The sequence below is a fragment of the Enterococcus sp. AZ071 genome, assembly GCF_050499065.1.
Taxonomy (GTDB): domain Bacteria; phylum Bacillota; class Bacilli; order Lactobacillales; family Enterococcaceae; genus Enterococcus_A; species Enterococcus_A ferrettii.
In genome coordinates, this window is record NZ_JBIPAS010000001.1 from 2,638,519 (window position 1) to 2,651,965 (window position 13,447).

Consider the following 13,447-nt stretch of genomic DNA (forward strand, 5'->3'; position numbering starts at 1 on the left):
CTTCAATCTCAAAAAAGGCAGCCCGCGGCGTGCCTTTTTCGCTTCTATTTTAATTCTGGCCAAAAATCGCCATTTTCAATAATGAGATCATCCAGTAATTCTTTAGCAACCTGAGCACTTGGCACGGTCTTAGACAAAGTTAAAGCCTGCCACATTTTCTGATAACTTTTTTCCACATACGCTTCGACCACTAATTTCTCCACCGTAACCTGTTGGAACATTAATGCTTGTTGGAAGGCTGGAATATAGCCCTGTGTCAACGGCTCAGGTCCATCCACGCCTACAATACATGGTACTTCTACCATTGCATCGTCTGGAAAGTTGGTAATTGCCCCATTATTTTCAACGATCATAACCATCCGTTCATGAGTATTGTAGGCGATTGCTCGCGCTAAGTCTACAATAAACGACGCATGCGCATCGATATCAAAAGCAATTCCTTTTGCTGAGCCATTCTCAATAATGTTTTTTGCATGATCAAAAACAGTTTTCTCCCGACCTGCCATGACTTCGTTAGCCCGAGTATATTCAGGATGCTCCTGCATATGATCCGTTACGTAATCAGGATATAGGTAGTATTTCAAATAGGTATTTGGTAAATATTCCGGTGCCACAGCTAAAATATCTTTAGCCTTTTTGTGCGTTTCTTGCCAACTTGGATCCGTGTGCTGCGTGTCTACTTCAATCTGAGTCAAGTACCCATTTTCTGCGACGTACTCGCGAATTTGATCCAAATACTCATTTCCTTCTTTGTCCTTCACACTGGTCCACCAGCCAAAGTGATTCAGCCCGAAATAGCGAACTTCTAATTCTTCTGGCTTTTTACCGACAATTTGCGACATTCGGCGCAGCGTTCCTACTGGCATATCACAGATATTCAGGACTTTAGAAGCAGGACGCAGGACACGACAGGCTTCTGCTACAATCGCTGCTGGATTGGAATAGTTCAGCATCCAAGCCTCAGGTGAATATTTTTCCATATAGTCAATGATCTCCAGCATGCCGGTAATACTGCGCATGCCATAAGCAATCCCACCAGGTCCACAGGTTTCTTGGCCAAAGACACCATGCTTCAACGGCACCTTCTCATCTTTTTCCCGCATAGCGTATTTTCCGACACGAATGTGGGCCATACAGAAATCGATGTCACTAAAGGCTTCCTCAGGATCGGTAGTATAAGAAAACTCTATTTCTGGTGCCTGTTCCTTTAAGAGAATCGCTAAGGCTTCACCTAAAATCCCTTGACGATCACCATCATTATCGTACAGCTTCAGCTTTCTCAATGGAAAACGATCACTGTTGTCTAGTAACATCATCACAATACCAGGTGTAAAGGTGCTGCCGCCACCGGCAATTACTACTGAAAATTTATTCATCATTTATTCGTCTCCTTCTGGGTCTCTGCCTAAATATTTCTCTAAGTCTTCTCGCACTTGTGGTACGGTCAATCCATAAACCACATGAACATTTTCACCATTTTTGATGACACCCTTAGCACTGGTTTGATCCTTTAATAAGGCTTCATCTACCAGTTCAGGATTTTGCAGCTTCAAACGCAAACGAGTGTAGCAATTATCAATCGTCTTAATATTTGCTTCGCCGCCTAAGCCTTCAACAATCGTTGCTGAGATTCCTGTATCGGCTGCTTCTAACGCAACAGCGGATACCCCAGCTGGAACTGCCGCATTTTTTTCGTTGTACTCTTTTTTCGAATACAGCTTCGTTTCTTTTCCACTGTCTTCTCGACCAACTGTTTTCAAGTTCAGCTTAGTAATCAACAAACGGAAAGTGAAATAGTAGATAAAGAAAAACGCAATGCCAACTGCAATATAAATTGGCCAGCGGGTCTTCTCTACTCCCAACGGTAAATTGTAAAGCAAGAAATCAACAAAGCCGTTGGGACCAATTGCTCGTGAACCAAAAATGTTTAGTACTACCATACTTAATCCGCTTAAAGCCGAATGGATCACAAACAAAATCGGTGCAACAAACATAAAGGAGAATTCAATCGGTTCTGTAACTCCAGCTACGAAGGAAGTAACTACTGCTGGAATCAAAATTGCTTTCACCTTCGTCTTATTTTCAGGCTTGGCTGTTTGATACATTGCTAAACACGCACCAATCAAACCAAACATCTTCGAAATTCCGCGAGCATCCCAGATGACGCTGCCAGACAATACCCGAACAGCTGGATCGGCAATTTCCGCAAAGTAGATGTTGCGGGCGCCTTCGAAAACTTGTCCGCCAACCTCTGCTACTCCGCCCAACGAAGTGTACAGGAATGGTGTGTAAATCAAGTGATGCAAGCCTGTTGGAATCAGCAAGCGTTCTAAAGAACCGTATAAGAAGATTCCGAAATTGCCGGTTTCTTTGATCACTCCGCCTAAACTGTCAATTCCTTGCTGAATTATCGGCCAGATAAAAGAAAGTGCAATCGCTGACAAAACTAAAATTGGAATCAATACGATAAAGACAAAACGAGCACCGCCGTATACCTGAAAAGCATTATTAAATTTCGTATCAATAAAGCGATTATGGATTAAGGCCACCACAATCCCCAAAATGATTCCTAGAAAAACCCCCATATCCAGCACTTGTATTCCTAAGACCATCGCTTGTCCAGAGCCTTGCAATACATCTGGTTCCACCAGCATGCCTCGCAGCTCCATAAATTTATTCATAGCATACAAAAACACTAGGTAACCCAATAAAGCAGTAAAGGCTGCCTCTGCTTTTTTCTTATTAGCTAAACCTAAGGCAATTCCGACACAAAATATAATACCTAAATTCGTTAAAATTGGTAATAAAGAAGCTGATAAAATACTGCCGAATCCCATCGTGATTGGATTATCTAAAAATGAAAATTGCTCAATCAATCGCGGATTAGTAAATACATTCCCAATTGCGATCAACAAACCAGCAATTGGCAAAATCAAGACGGGCACAAACATCGCCTTGGAAAATTTCTGCATGGTATCCATTATCTTCGCTTTCATTTCACTGTCTCCTTTTTTGTCTTTGATGGATTCATTATAGGGAAGAAACTTTGTAAATCATATGGATAACGCTTACACAGGAATGCGTTTCAGTATTTGGAATCTGTTTCAGAAAAAGGCTCCCTGATTTTGATTGATCAGGAAGCCTTCTAATTATTTTGCTCTTTTTCCATTTATCCAATTCGTTATGTTTTCACCTAAATTACTATCCAGAGTCAGCTGTTCTCTCGCACAGATTGCCTGTGTCAGTTGGGTAAACAACTCCATAGATTCTATCAAAGCCTGCCAAAGACTAGCCAATTCAAAATTTCCATACGTACCAGCAATGGCCTGATAAAGGTCTGGCTCGACCCACTTTTCAAGAAACCGACCACCGTGCCAAGTATCGTACTCCAAACCATGTAACGACTGTTCATACCATTCAATTACCTGCAAAAGAATCATTTTGTATTCCATTTCACGAACCTTAGCCGACCAATTCTCTTTTCGCAGCAATTGCTTAGCGATATACATCGTTACAAACCAAAACATTTGATTAACCTGATCGAAGTTCTGCTGGTTAAGCGGCTGCTTTTCCGGCAGTACTGTTTTTTCTGGCAAAAGCTTAGCCGCTGTCCCTGTATTATCTACAATTATTTGTGTTCCCCGTTTAAACAGCCAGGGAACTTTCCCTTCGGTAATGTAGCGTTCAAATTCTACAGCCGTTTTTACCACTAGATCTACCTGATAACCACCTTCAAAAAGAATTAATCGTTCCGCATCATTGCCTAAGGTTTTAGTAGAAAAAGAACTCCAAATGGTTCCAAAAGAAGAGACAAAGTCGGCTGCTTCCAAATAATACTCTGGCTGATCCGTGTACAGCAAAATATCCAAGTCAGACCACTGATCGGCTGGATGCTCTTTTCTTGCGCGAGAACCAATTACATAAGCAGCATTTAAATCAGATCGTTCTTTTCCAGCAGCCGCAAATCGCTTAATGAACTGATCATAAAAATTATTCTCCAACACAGTCCCTCCTTCTACGTGACACTAACTATTCATTTTATTATAGGCATTCCTTTTCAGGTAAAGCAACATCGGTTTTTTTATGTTAGATTCTCATTTCAGAATCTCTTTTACACTCTTTAGTCTCCCTACTTCAAAGCCTTAAAAAAGAGATCGTTTTTTTCAGTAGTCTTATTTCTAAAAGCAGTCCACATCTTCTGGCGGGTAAAGTCGCCCCCGCTCTATACATTCACCAACTATTCTCTTATACTATCAGTAAAGAACTCATTTATCTCTCACCTACATAAAGGATAGTAATTAGCATGGATATCTATTCAATTCAACAAATTGTATTTGCAGGCCTTGCCTGTACGGGAATTCTCTTGCTCTTAGCTATTTTAACAAGGATCACCAAAGGACTTTTTCTTGCTCGGTTCCCCCATGAATTTATTAAAGACAGCACTGATCCAAAGTATGAGCTTGAACGACAGGCTGGCAAAAAATTTAGCCATTTCATTCTCAAGTATATCCCACCCTTTTTCATTGGATTCCTGATTATTTTGCTGCTTACCTATCTTTATTAACAAATCTTTCAGCTAGGAGTGGATTCGATGTTTCATGTCATACTCGTTCTAATGCCGTTGATTCTCTTCGTTCTTTTGGCAATTGTTGCTTCATTAATCTTATTTGGGATCGTAACGGTTGTTCTAAGTCTTATTGGTGGTGCAGCGGCCATGACGATAAAAAATAAGACCGTTAAATATCTGCTGCTGGTGAGTTTCCTGATCTTATTTTTGATTGGGGTTCAGTGTCTGTTCCCTTTTGTCGGTGCTTATTTTTCAATGGAAGTTGGACTTTTCCCGCTCATTAGCATGAGTTTGTTTGGATTGATTGTCCTGCTTTCTGTTGGCGGCATTAAGCTTTCTACTACTATACCTAACAAAACTGGTCGAACTTTGCTGATTGTTCTATTTAGCCTTTTTGGTGCAGCAGCCTTAGCATTGGCTTTATTTGTATTTTCACTTAGGTGATAAAATTTATTGGATACTAAAAATTTATTGGAGCTTTTGCCTTCGGAACGTTCGTATGTTATTCAAAGCGATTTCCTTTTATTCACAGGTTATCCACCGACTGTGGATAACCTGTGAATAACTTGTGGAAAATACCTTATCTATCCACACTATCCCTCCTCATTTTCTCTCTATCCACATGTGCAAAACTACATATAGAAGCTGAATTTGACCTAGAATCAAAGTTTTTCTGTTGAATTATCTTTGATTCTAGGATAAGAGATGCAACCCTGAATTTTATTCACAACTTATCCACAGGATAAGTTCTAAGCTTTAAACAGGAGAACAATTCTGTTCGTATTTTTTTCGGCCTTTTTATGCTATATTGTGAGTCAATACTTACGAAACGAGGTTTCCAGAATGCCTATTTTAGCGATCGTGATTGATCTGATCACTGCGGCTGTCTATTTCCTGCAATTACGCCTGCCCTTTAGCGGTGTTTACCTACTGGGTATTGTCTTCCAAGTGCTGTTCACGTTGATTCTTTTAGTTATGAGCTTCAGCTATCAGGGAAAACGCTCGGCCAAAATCCAAACAAATCCGGCTTATCACTATATTTCGATTCGCTATGCTCTGATCCTCTTCTCAACTATTATATACGGTCTGGTGCTTTTTCTATATGTACTCAATTTTATTGGTGTTAATGATTTGATCTTCTCACAATTTTAACTACCTTTAAAATCAAAGGCTGAAGCAGTTGAAAACCTTAAAATCGAAGCTATTCTTTTTAATTTCCCTTCGATTTTAAGGAAATGCTGACTCAAATCATTAGCTGCTAAGTTTGCTTTTAACTAAAGCGGTGATTATTGGATCCACCTTTGATGTCTTCAAACCACGATAGTTTTTTTACCGTTCTCGGTTTCACCTATCATTTTTTTAAGTAGGGACATTTTCGGTCTTTCCCAGAGCTTAATGCAGCTTCTGCTGCAGGGGATTTCCAGTGGCTGATAGACCATCGTTTGCTCGCTGGCAGTATTTTTGATCCTAGCAAAAAAAGGATGGTCGAATCAAGGATACTCCTTTATTATGCTTGCTTCTATAGGATCAACACAAAATAATTCAATTGGAGGCTTAGGACATGAATCCCAACTATAGAACGATCTTTGCTCTGATTATTCTTGGCACGTTGATTCTCGCAGGAACCTTCTGGTACTTTTTACCGACCTCTGTTCCGATGCAATGGGCAGCAGATGGTTCCGTCAACTACACACTTTCCAAAAATATTGCCGTTTTAATTTTACCGCTGTTGTGTCTGATTTTAGGCCTGCAGGGGTGGAAAAATACAGAGTACAAATTTCTAATTTATGCTGGCATTGCGCTACTAGGTATTAGCGGGTTATTTCTGTATATTATTGTAAGTGTTTGATTACAGCTTAAAAGACCTTCGCTCCCTACGGGAAAACGATGGTCTTTTTGTTTAGTTCACTACTTGTTCTTTTACATACTCAGCATACAACGGATGGGTTTGCATCAATTCACTATGAGAGCCATGTCCGGTAACCTCACCTTTTTCGATGAAGTAAATCTGATCAGCATCTACAATAGTAGAAAGACGATGAGCAATCACTAATGTTGTTCGTCCCTCCATCAGTTGTTCCAGTGCTCGTTGTACCTTTTCCTCAGACTGGGAATCTAAGCTGGCAGTAGCTTCATCTAGCATTAATACATTGGGATCTCGCAAAAAAGCCCGAGCTATGGCGATCCGTTGTTTCTGACCACCAGATAGTTTGACGCCTCGTTCTCCTAACTCAGTTTCCAGCTGCTCTGGAAAGTCTCGTACAAATTGGTCTGCATAAGCCAAAGACAAGCCGTGCCACAATTCTTCATCGGTCAAGGTTCGTTCTAATCCATACTGCAGATTGTCACGGATACTCCCCGCAAAAACAGCGCTGTCTTGAGAGACGTACCCTATTTGAGAACGCCAATGAGTCAAATCAAGCTCCTGAATATCCTGACCATCAATCAGCACTTTCCCGCTGGTTGGTTGATAAAAACGTTCCAGCAAAGCAAAGATCGTGGATTTTCCGCCCCCACTTGGTCCAGCAAAAGCAATCACCGTATTAGGTTTGGCTTCAAAAGAAACGTTAGATAAAACAGGACGTTCAGCAGTATAACCAAAGGAGAGGTTTTCAGCCCCAATGTTTTTTCCTGCAACAACGATTTCTTTGCCTTGACCTACTGGTTCAACTGACGTTTCTAGAATTTGTTCAATCCGTTCTGTAGCACCCATAGCTTTTTGTACCTGTGAAAAGAAGGTAGCAAATGTGGCTGCTGGCATAATGATATTGAACAAGTATAAAAGGAAAGCTACTAATTCACCGCTGCTTAAAGTACCAGCTTGGACCCGAACCGCACCATAGCCAAGAATTCCGACGAATAAACCCAACATTGCAGTCATCATGATTGGCTGCAACACAGCTTCTACCTTAGCGTCTTTTACCCCAAGGCGAAAAATACGATTGATAAACTCGCCACCACTGCGTTTCTCAAATTCTTCACCATTACTGGATTTAATCAAACGGATTTCTGACAGCTTTTCGCTAGCTTCAGCATTAAAATCTGCCGTAGCTGACTGAAGCTGCTTGCCTATTTTCATCATGATTCGACCAATTGGCAGCATAATTAAAACCATCACTGGTACCGCCAAAAACATCAAGGCTGCCATTTTCCAATCCATTACAAACAAAATAATCATGGATCCAACTAATTGAATGGCTCCGGTAATAAAGTTAGGAAATTGAGAAGTCACCAATTCTTTAATTACCGATGTATCATTGACTAACCGTGAACTGCTTTCACCAGATTTATGATCATCAAAATAGCCCACTGGTAATTTCAATAGATGACTCCACAGTCTTTCTCGCAAAGTCTTTACAGCACTTTCACCAACATAACGCAATAAAAAACCGCCAATCGTTCCAAATCCCAATTGCGCAGCAAAGGCTAAGATCAATACAACCAGCATCTTACTGTCAATTCGGGCCAACTCACTAGTATCAATCAGTCCTTTAGTCAGCTGCGGTACAATTAAGCTGGCACCACTCGTGACTAAGCTTAAGCCAATGCCCAAAAAGAATAAAAACTTTTTAGGGTTGACACTGTTAATTAAGCGAATAAAATCTCTTAATTTAAAGGCGGGTTTCCCCGTCATTTCCGTTACCTCTTCAATCCTTCGATCCATCTTGAATCCTCCTCTTCTGAGCCATTCACCAGAAGTCTTCTCTACTAAAAATCTTTCCATTCGTCGTTTTCATCTGTACGATGGTCTTCGTCAAAAGGCTTCGGTCCACGAGGGCCGCCACCAAAGCCGCCGCCCCAGAAATCTTGTGGAAACTCAGGCTTGCCTCCTCGTGGAAAACCATTAGGGAATCCACCGCGACGTCCCCCACAAAACGGATTGTTTCGCATTTCCTTACGCATCTCATCACGGAATTTGCGACGATCGTCCCGTGATAAATTGCGCCAGTCACCATCAAAATCACCAAACTGTTCCCGGAAATCCTGCATTTGCCGCAAACGGTCCATAGGGTCAACAAAGCGCTCGGCTTGTTCTTGAAACTTTTTATCCCAGCCAGCTGCAATCTTCTGTAAATACTCGCTGAACTGCTGTTTTTCCTCCTCAGTTAGACCAGCAAAGAAATCTTCGCTTTGATCTTTACCACTGCCTGCTAAACTAGAAATTTTTTCTCTGCCTTGATCAGTTAAAAAGACCCGTTTCAAACGGCGATCCTGTTCTTCTTCTTTGCGAACAACATCGCCACTTTTTTCCATTTTCTTCAACAGCTCTGCTAGCGAGCTGGGACGCAAATCTAAAATTTCAGCCAGCTGGCTTTGGATTAATCCATCTTCTTTTTCTAAAATAGCTAAAACCCGTAGCTGTCCAGTTAAGTGTTGTTTTCTTTGACCCATGAAGGCATTACTTGCTGAACTAATAAAACGCATCTGTTTCATTAAATTATCGGTAAATTGACTCATAATAGATTCCTCTTTCCTTTTTAGTTCGGTGCCGAACTATTTAACGTTCTTCATTATAGTTCGGTACCGAACAGTTGTCAACTGATTTCGTTCCTCAAAGTAAAATATTCAATAAAAATCGAATTCCTTGCTATAATAAGAGGACTTGTTCTACGGATTCTAGTAGAATATGGATTGGATTTATGACAATTGGAGATGTTTGAATGGTTTATGTAAAGAATAGTTTTCTGCACTTATTTCGTTTTCTACGCAATACGACGGCCTATTTTCGGGATGTTCTGCTGCTGCACGGCTTTATGCTGTTTGTACTTTTGCCCTTTTTAACCAGCCTAATTAAGTTTATTTTAAGGCGCGGGCACATTGATTATTTATCGTATGATTCTTTGGGAATTATTTTTCGAGATCATCCGGGAGTATTGGTTTCCTTGATTGCCGTCTTGTTGGCGATTTTGATTGGGGTATTTTTCGAATTTACCTTTTTGCTGATTAGTGTTTTCTTTATTAAAAAGAAAGAACCCATTTCCTTGAGGCAGCTTTTAACCGGTACTTTAATTCAGCTAAAAAAAATTCGGGTATCCACAATCTTATTTTTCTTAGTGTATTTCCTGTTGATTTTACCCTTTAGTGGATTGAACTTTAATTCGGATTTGCTGGCGAAGGTAAAAATTCCCGCCTTCATTTTAGATTATATTTTTGCTAATCGAGTGGCCATCATTGCTTCAGTAGTAGTAGCTTATCTAGTCTTGATCTACTTTTCAATTCGTTTCATTTTTGCTTTACCGGAAATGATTCTGAGAGATCGCCGGTTTAAGCAAGCCGTTAAGGAAAGCTGGGAGGCTACTAAGGGTTGGAATTTCCTGAGGATCTTGGGACAATTCCTTTTGATTAGTGCATCTGTTGTACTTTTGGCCTCACTTAGTTATGGTGCCGTCTTCTTAGTATTAAGCCTAATTGAGATGAAATTGCCTGAATATGCTCTACCTAGTGCAGTGGTTGCCATGACAGTAATGCAATTTATTTTCTTGGCGAATATTGTTCTTTCAACAGTTGGTATTTTTTACATTACAATTTCCTACATGGATGACAACAATTTGCTAAACACGCTGCCTGACTGGTTTCAACAGGATACACCTAAGGAAGTCTGGTCTTTTGGGAAAGTTTCTTTATTTGTTGTTGTGGCTGTACTCTTTGGAATCGGTGTTGGTACTTACAATACTAACTACCTTAGCAATTATTCCTTAAAGGCGCCTCAAACAGTTTCCCATCGTGGTGTTTCTGACGGTAATGGCGTCCAGAACAGTTTAACTGCACTGCGCAAAACTGCGAAATTGCACCCTTCTTATGTTGAGATGGATGTTCAAGAAACCAAGGATAAGCAATTTGTCGTCATGCATGATTTTAATTTGCAAGCCTTGACAGGTGTCAACAAGCGGCCCAATCAACTGACTTTAAATGAACTAGAAAAACTTGAGGTAAAAGAAAATGGTCAAAGTGCTCCACTGGTTTCTTTTGACGATTATATGGCAGAGGCTGAAGCAATCAATCAACCTTTGATGATCGAGATCAAGGCAACTCCTCAGGACAGTCCTGATATGGTAGATCGTTTTATTGAAAAATACAAGCAGGCGATTTTAGATCATCATTCTATTTTACAGACACTAGATTTTAATGTTGCCACGCAATTGAAGGAAAAGGCACCGGAATTTTATGTTGGCTATATCATGCCTTTCAATATTGTCGGTCCTCCGATTTCCAAAGTGGATTTTTTTACGATGGAATACACCACCTTGAATCGCAACTTTATTGATGCTGCCCATGATGATGGCAAAGATGTTTTTGCTTGGACAGTGAATGACGAGGACACCATGACTCGGATGATGTTTTATGGAGTGGATGGTATTGTGACAGATAATTTGGAATTGTTGAATCAGACGATTAAAACTGATCTGAAGGATCCAACCTATGCCGATAAATTATTCTATTTTGTAACAGGGATCGGCTAAGAAAAAATGAGCGATACGTGCTAGTCAGCTTTAATATTCATAGTATTTCCTTGACCAACCGACGTCCAGTCAGGCTGCTACTAAACAACCAAAAGCCTTTTTTCTACTGGGCTCTTTCGTTCTATGCCTGTCAATTTTAGTTTCAAGCTTACTGCTTCTTCAAGCCTTTTAACCGGCTAAGCTAAGGTGCACTCGTCCTTTTGATCTTAAGGCTAAAGCATAACCAGCGAAGCAACTTGCTTTATTAAGCAGGTGCTTCGCTATTTTCGTTGATTATTGGCAATGATACGATACGTGTCAGCTTTTTTTCCCTCAGACACATAATTCATCTAGTATCTTTCTCCTTTTTTATCTACACTAACATTGAGGAGTGAGAAAATGATTATTGGTGAAAAAATTAAAGAGAAACGAACCGAGAAAAAGTGGACCCAAGAAGAATTGGCTGAACGATTGCACGTCTCACGGTCAACAATTTCTGGTTGGGAGGTGGGGAGGAATTATCCAGATCTGACAACCATTGTTCAACTTAGCGACCTGTTGGATATTTCACTGGATCAATTGCTGAGAGAGGATCATAAGATGACAAATCACCTCTCGAAAAATTTGAGAGCTGGAAGGATTTATCAACGAATCATTATTGGCGCCATTATTCTTCTTTTGGTTCATGTGATATATGGTCAGTATTTGACTAAACAAGCCGATCATTATAATGAATATTTATCCCAAGAAGGTTGGACACCTAATGAAGAGTATCTAACCGTTTATGAAAAAACTGAAAAAGAAATTACTTATCTTGCTTCTACCACGCGTGTATATGCAGCGAATCTATTCTACTTAAAAAATCAATTTACTCTAGCTGCTAAAGTGGACCACTGCGAAACTCAACTTGATTCCGCAGGTCAGCTCTATGTGAAAATTCCTAAAGAAGTACTCTTAACAGATGCTGATTATCTTATGGAAATTGATAAAAAGGGCCATTTATTACCAATTACCTCTCAAACTTCTATTGAAACAGTCGAATTAATGGCGTCCTACATGGAAGACAATAAAACAACCCATCAGAAGCTTATTGATGGGTTGTTAGCAAAAAAAGAATTTTCAGTAGGAGAAAACTAAGGCAACTGTTCATTCAGCGGTAAAATAGATTTCACTTTAGAATAGATAGCAAAAAGACAAATCCTCTCTTTCTTTATTACAGAGGGATTTATCTTTTCTTTCTATTGTGTAATAGGAATATACATTTCGGTCAAAAGCTCCGATTCAGGCCGGTCATTGTCATTCAGGTAGTAATAGTATATGCCACCAGCTGGCTGATATCCATGAGCAGGTATCCAGCTCATCAATTCCTCCACTACAGGATCTGACTGCTCATAAGGACCTAAGTCAATAGCTGCAACAATTGTCCGAGCTGACAAGCTGGCACTTGTAATCCTATCTGTCCCCGCAATCCTTTCAGCCACTTGAAAACCAATTTCAACGTCTAGCTCCTCTAAATCAATCGTGTGAAAGCAAACAATCGGGCCACTACTAGGAAAGCTGTCGGCTTCAGCAATTAGTTTAGAAATCTCCGTCACAGCTTCTCCCACAAAGTCCGAGTACTCCTCAAAGAAATGAATCGTTCGTCGAAGAGAAAGTAGTTGCATTTCCGGCAGCTGCTTCACCATGATTTTGCTAATCCTCGTCATTGTTTATCCTCCATTCTATTTGATGCTGCGGCTCCTGACGCAAAGCTATCAGCTTCAGCGTATCTTCTAGAACTGCCACCTCTTTCATGTCCAGCATTAACCATTTTTGACCCTGCCCTACTTTGGCTCCTGTAAATACTTTTTGAACATAAGGAGATACTAGCGGCATTAGCTCCTCAGCTGACGCCATCTCCTTTTTCCCAATTACTACTAATGAGATAAAATAGCCCTCCATTGGATAAAGCGTACATAAAGACTTTCCAGATTTGACATACTTTATATTCCAGCCCGCCTGCATGGAACAACCACTGTAACTATACTTAGGTTCTACTTCATAGGCCTGCTGAAGATAATCGTTGAATTGAATCCAAAGGGGATTATCAATGAAGGCAACTATTTGCTCCTTAGTTGGCTGAGTCTTAGCCGGAAAACATTTCTTCCAAGTCATTTCATCACCTGCTTTTTCTTTTATCATACCCAATAATCTCCCCCTCGGCTTGCACTCCAATGCTCTTTTTCCATAAAAAAGAAGAGCTAGCATTTTTCCGCTAACTCTTCTTTGGCTTTCTATTTTAAGTTATTTCAACATAGTTCTCTTTTATTCGCTGACTTTTCAGTGCTTCCTTCCAATCCACGTCCACAGCACAAGATTCCGCGAAACGAAAAATAGTAGTCCGTTTGAAACAGCTGCCTGCAGATCATTCCCTAATAGACGGTGCTCTGGAAAATTAATC

General features: G+C 40.3%; 13 protein-coding genes. 6 read left to right on the forward strand and 7 right to left on the reverse strand.

The features are described 5' to 3' along the window. Nucleotides 1-44: 44 nt before the first annotated feature. The 3 genes from IGI49_RS13075 to IGI49_RS13085 form a co-directional block, all read right to left on the reverse strand. Nucleotides 45-1,376 carry a 6-phospho-alpha-glucosidase gene (locus IGI49_RS13075; RefSeq protein ID WP_429965005.1) on the reverse strand — a complete coding sequence of 444 codons (1,332 nt, stop codon included), beginning with the start codon at nt 1,374-1,376 and terminating at the stop codon, nt 45-47. Between the two features lie 3 nt (nt 1,377-1,379). Beyond that, a complete protein-coding gene (locus tag IGI49_RS13080; RefSeq protein ID WP_429964838.1) occupies nt 1,380-2,996 on the reverse strand; it encodes a PTS transporter subunit EIIC in 1,617 nt (538 codons plus the stop codon). Nucleotides 2,997-3,149: 153 nt separating this feature from the next. Continuing rightward, nucleotides 3,150-4,001, reverse strand: a complete 852-nt coding sequence (locus tag IGI49_RS13085) for an aminoglycoside 6-adenylyltransferase (protein ID WP_429964839.1) — start codon at nt 3,999-4,001, stop codon at nt 3,150-3,152. A gap of 302 nt (nt 4,002-4,303) precedes the next feature. Between IGI49_RS13085 and IGI49_RS13090 the strand changes: the two genes are divergently transcribed. The 4 genes from IGI49_RS13090 (at nt 4,304) to IGI49_RS13105 (ending at nt 6,416) form a co-directional block, all read left to right on the forward strand. Beyond that, the gene (locus IGI49_RS13090) at nt 4,304-4,564 is read left to right on the forward strand and encodes a hypothetical protein (protein WP_429964840.1); all 261 of its coding nucleotides are present in this window, start codon (nt 4,304-4,306) and stop codon (nt 4,562-4,564) included. Nucleotides 4,565-4,591: 27 nt separating this feature from the next. Continuing rightward, entirely contained in the window at nt 4,592-5,011 is a 420-nt protein-coding gene (locus IGI49_RS13095) for a hypothetical protein (protein WP_429964841.1), read from the forward strand. A gap of 399 nt (nt 5,012-5,410) precedes the next feature. Then, a complete protein-coding gene (locus IGI49_RS13100; RefSeq protein ID WP_429964842.1) occupies nt 5,411-5,719 on the forward strand; it encodes a hypothetical protein in 309 nt (102 codons plus the stop codon). 409 nt (nt 5,720-6,128) lie between these two features. Further along, nucleotides 6,129-6,416, forward strand: a complete 288-nt coding sequence (locus tag IGI49_RS13105; RefSeq protein ID WP_429964843.1) for a DUF1648 domain-containing protein — start codon at nt 6,129-6,131, stop codon at nt 6,414-6,416. Nucleotides 6,417-6,467: 51 nt separating this feature from the next. Here the strand turns inward: IGI49_RS13105 and IGI49_RS13110 are convergent, their stop codons facing one another. Next, nucleotides 6,468-8,231 carry an ABC transporter ATP-binding protein gene (locus IGI49_RS13110; RefSeq protein ID WP_429964844.1) on the reverse strand — a complete coding sequence of 588 codons (1,764 nt, stop codon included), beginning with the start codon at nt 8,229-8,231 and terminating at the stop codon, nt 6,468-6,470. Nucleotides 8,232-8,275: 44 nt separating this feature from the next. Further along, nucleotides 8,276-9,025 (reverse strand): MarR family winged helix-turn-helix transcriptional regulator, encoded by a 750-nt coding sequence (locus tag IGI49_RS13115; protein ID WP_429964845.1) that lies wholly within the window; start codon nt 9,023-9,025, stop codon nt 8,276-8,278. Between the two features lie 203 nt (nt 9,026-9,228). On the opposite strand from IGI49_RS13115, the gene IGI49_RS13120 reads away from it, so the two are divergent. Together IGI49_RS13120 and IGI49_RS13125 are read left to right on the forward strand one after the other, a co-directional pair. Further along, nucleotides 9,229-11,028, forward strand: coding sequence for a glycerophosphoryl diester phosphodiesterase membrane domain-containing protein (locus IGI49_RS13120; protein ID WP_429964846.1), 1,800 nt, complete (start codon nt 9,229-9,231; stop codon nt 11,026-11,028). A 378-nt stretch (nt 11,029-11,406) separates the two neighbouring features. Beyond that, on the forward strand, nt 11,407-12,144 hold the full coding sequence (locus IGI49_RS13125; RefSeq protein WP_429964847.1) for a helix-turn-helix domain-containing protein: 738 nt from the start codon (nt 11,407-11,409) through the stop codon (nt 12,142-12,144). A gap of 101 nt (nt 12,145-12,245) precedes the next feature. Here the strand turns inward: IGI49_RS13125 and IGI49_RS13130 are convergent, their stop codons facing one another. Further along, nucleotides 12,246-12,713 (reverse strand): GyrI-like domain-containing protein, encoded by a 468-nt coding sequence (locus IGI49_RS13130; protein ID WP_429964848.1) that lies wholly within the window; start codon nt 12,711-12,713, stop codon nt 12,246-12,248. Next, nucleotides 12,700-13,188 (reverse strand): DUF3788 domain-containing protein, encoded by a 489-nt coding sequence (locus tag IGI49_RS13135; protein WP_429964849.1) that lies wholly within the window; start codon nt 13,186-13,188, stop codon nt 12,700-12,702. Before IGI49_RS13135 ends, IGI49_RS13130 begins: the two co-directional genes overlap by 14 nt. Between the last annotated feature and the right edge of the window lie 259 nt (nt 13,189-13,447).

Coding starts and splice junctions, on each gene's coding strand:
- IGI49_RS13080 (WP_429964838.1), bottom strand. CDS start 2,996: ATGAAAGCGAAGATAATGGATACCATGCAGAAATTTTCCAAGGCGATG.
- IGI49_RS13100 (WP_429964842.1), top strand. CDS start 5,411: ATGCCTATTTTAGCGATCGTGATTGATCTGATCACTGCGGCTGTCTAT.
- IGI49_RS13115 (WP_429964845.1), bottom strand. CDS start 9,025: ATGAGTCAATTTACCGATAATTTAATGAAACAGATGCGTTTTATTAGT.
- IGI49_RS13110 (WP_429964844.1), bottom strand. CDS start 8,231: ATGGATCGAAGGATTGAAGAGGTAACGGAAATGACGGGGAAACCCGCC.
- IGI49_RS13090 (WP_429964840.1), top strand. CDS start 4,304: ATGGATATCTATTCAATTCAACAAATTGTATTTGCAGGCCTTGCCTGT.
- IGI49_RS13075 (WP_429965005.1), bottom strand. CDS start 1,376: ATGAATAAATTTTCAGTAGTAATTGCCGGTGGCGGCAGCACCTTTACA.
- IGI49_RS13135 (WP_429964849.1), bottom strand. CDS start 13,188: ATGATAAAAGAAAAAGCAGGTGATGAAATGACTTGGAAGAAATGTTTT.
- IGI49_RS13125 (WP_429964847.1), top strand. CDS start 11,407: ATGATTATTGGTGAAAAAATTAAAGAGAAACGAACCGAGAAAAAGTGG.
- IGI49_RS13095 (WP_429964841.1), top strand. CDS start 4,592: ATGTTTCATGTCATACTCGTTCTAATGCCGTTGATTCTCTTCGTTCTT.
- IGI49_RS13130 (WP_429964848.1), bottom strand. CDS start 12,713: ATGACGAGGATTAGCAAAATCATGGTGAAGCAGCTGCCGGAAATGCAA.
- IGI49_RS13120 (WP_429964846.1), top strand. CDS start 9,229: ATGGTTTATGTAAAGAATAGTTTTCTGCACTTATTTCGTTTTCTACGC.
- IGI49_RS13105 (WP_429964843.1), top strand. CDS start 6,129: ATGAATCCCAACTATAGAACGATCTTTGCTCTGATTATTCTTGGCACG.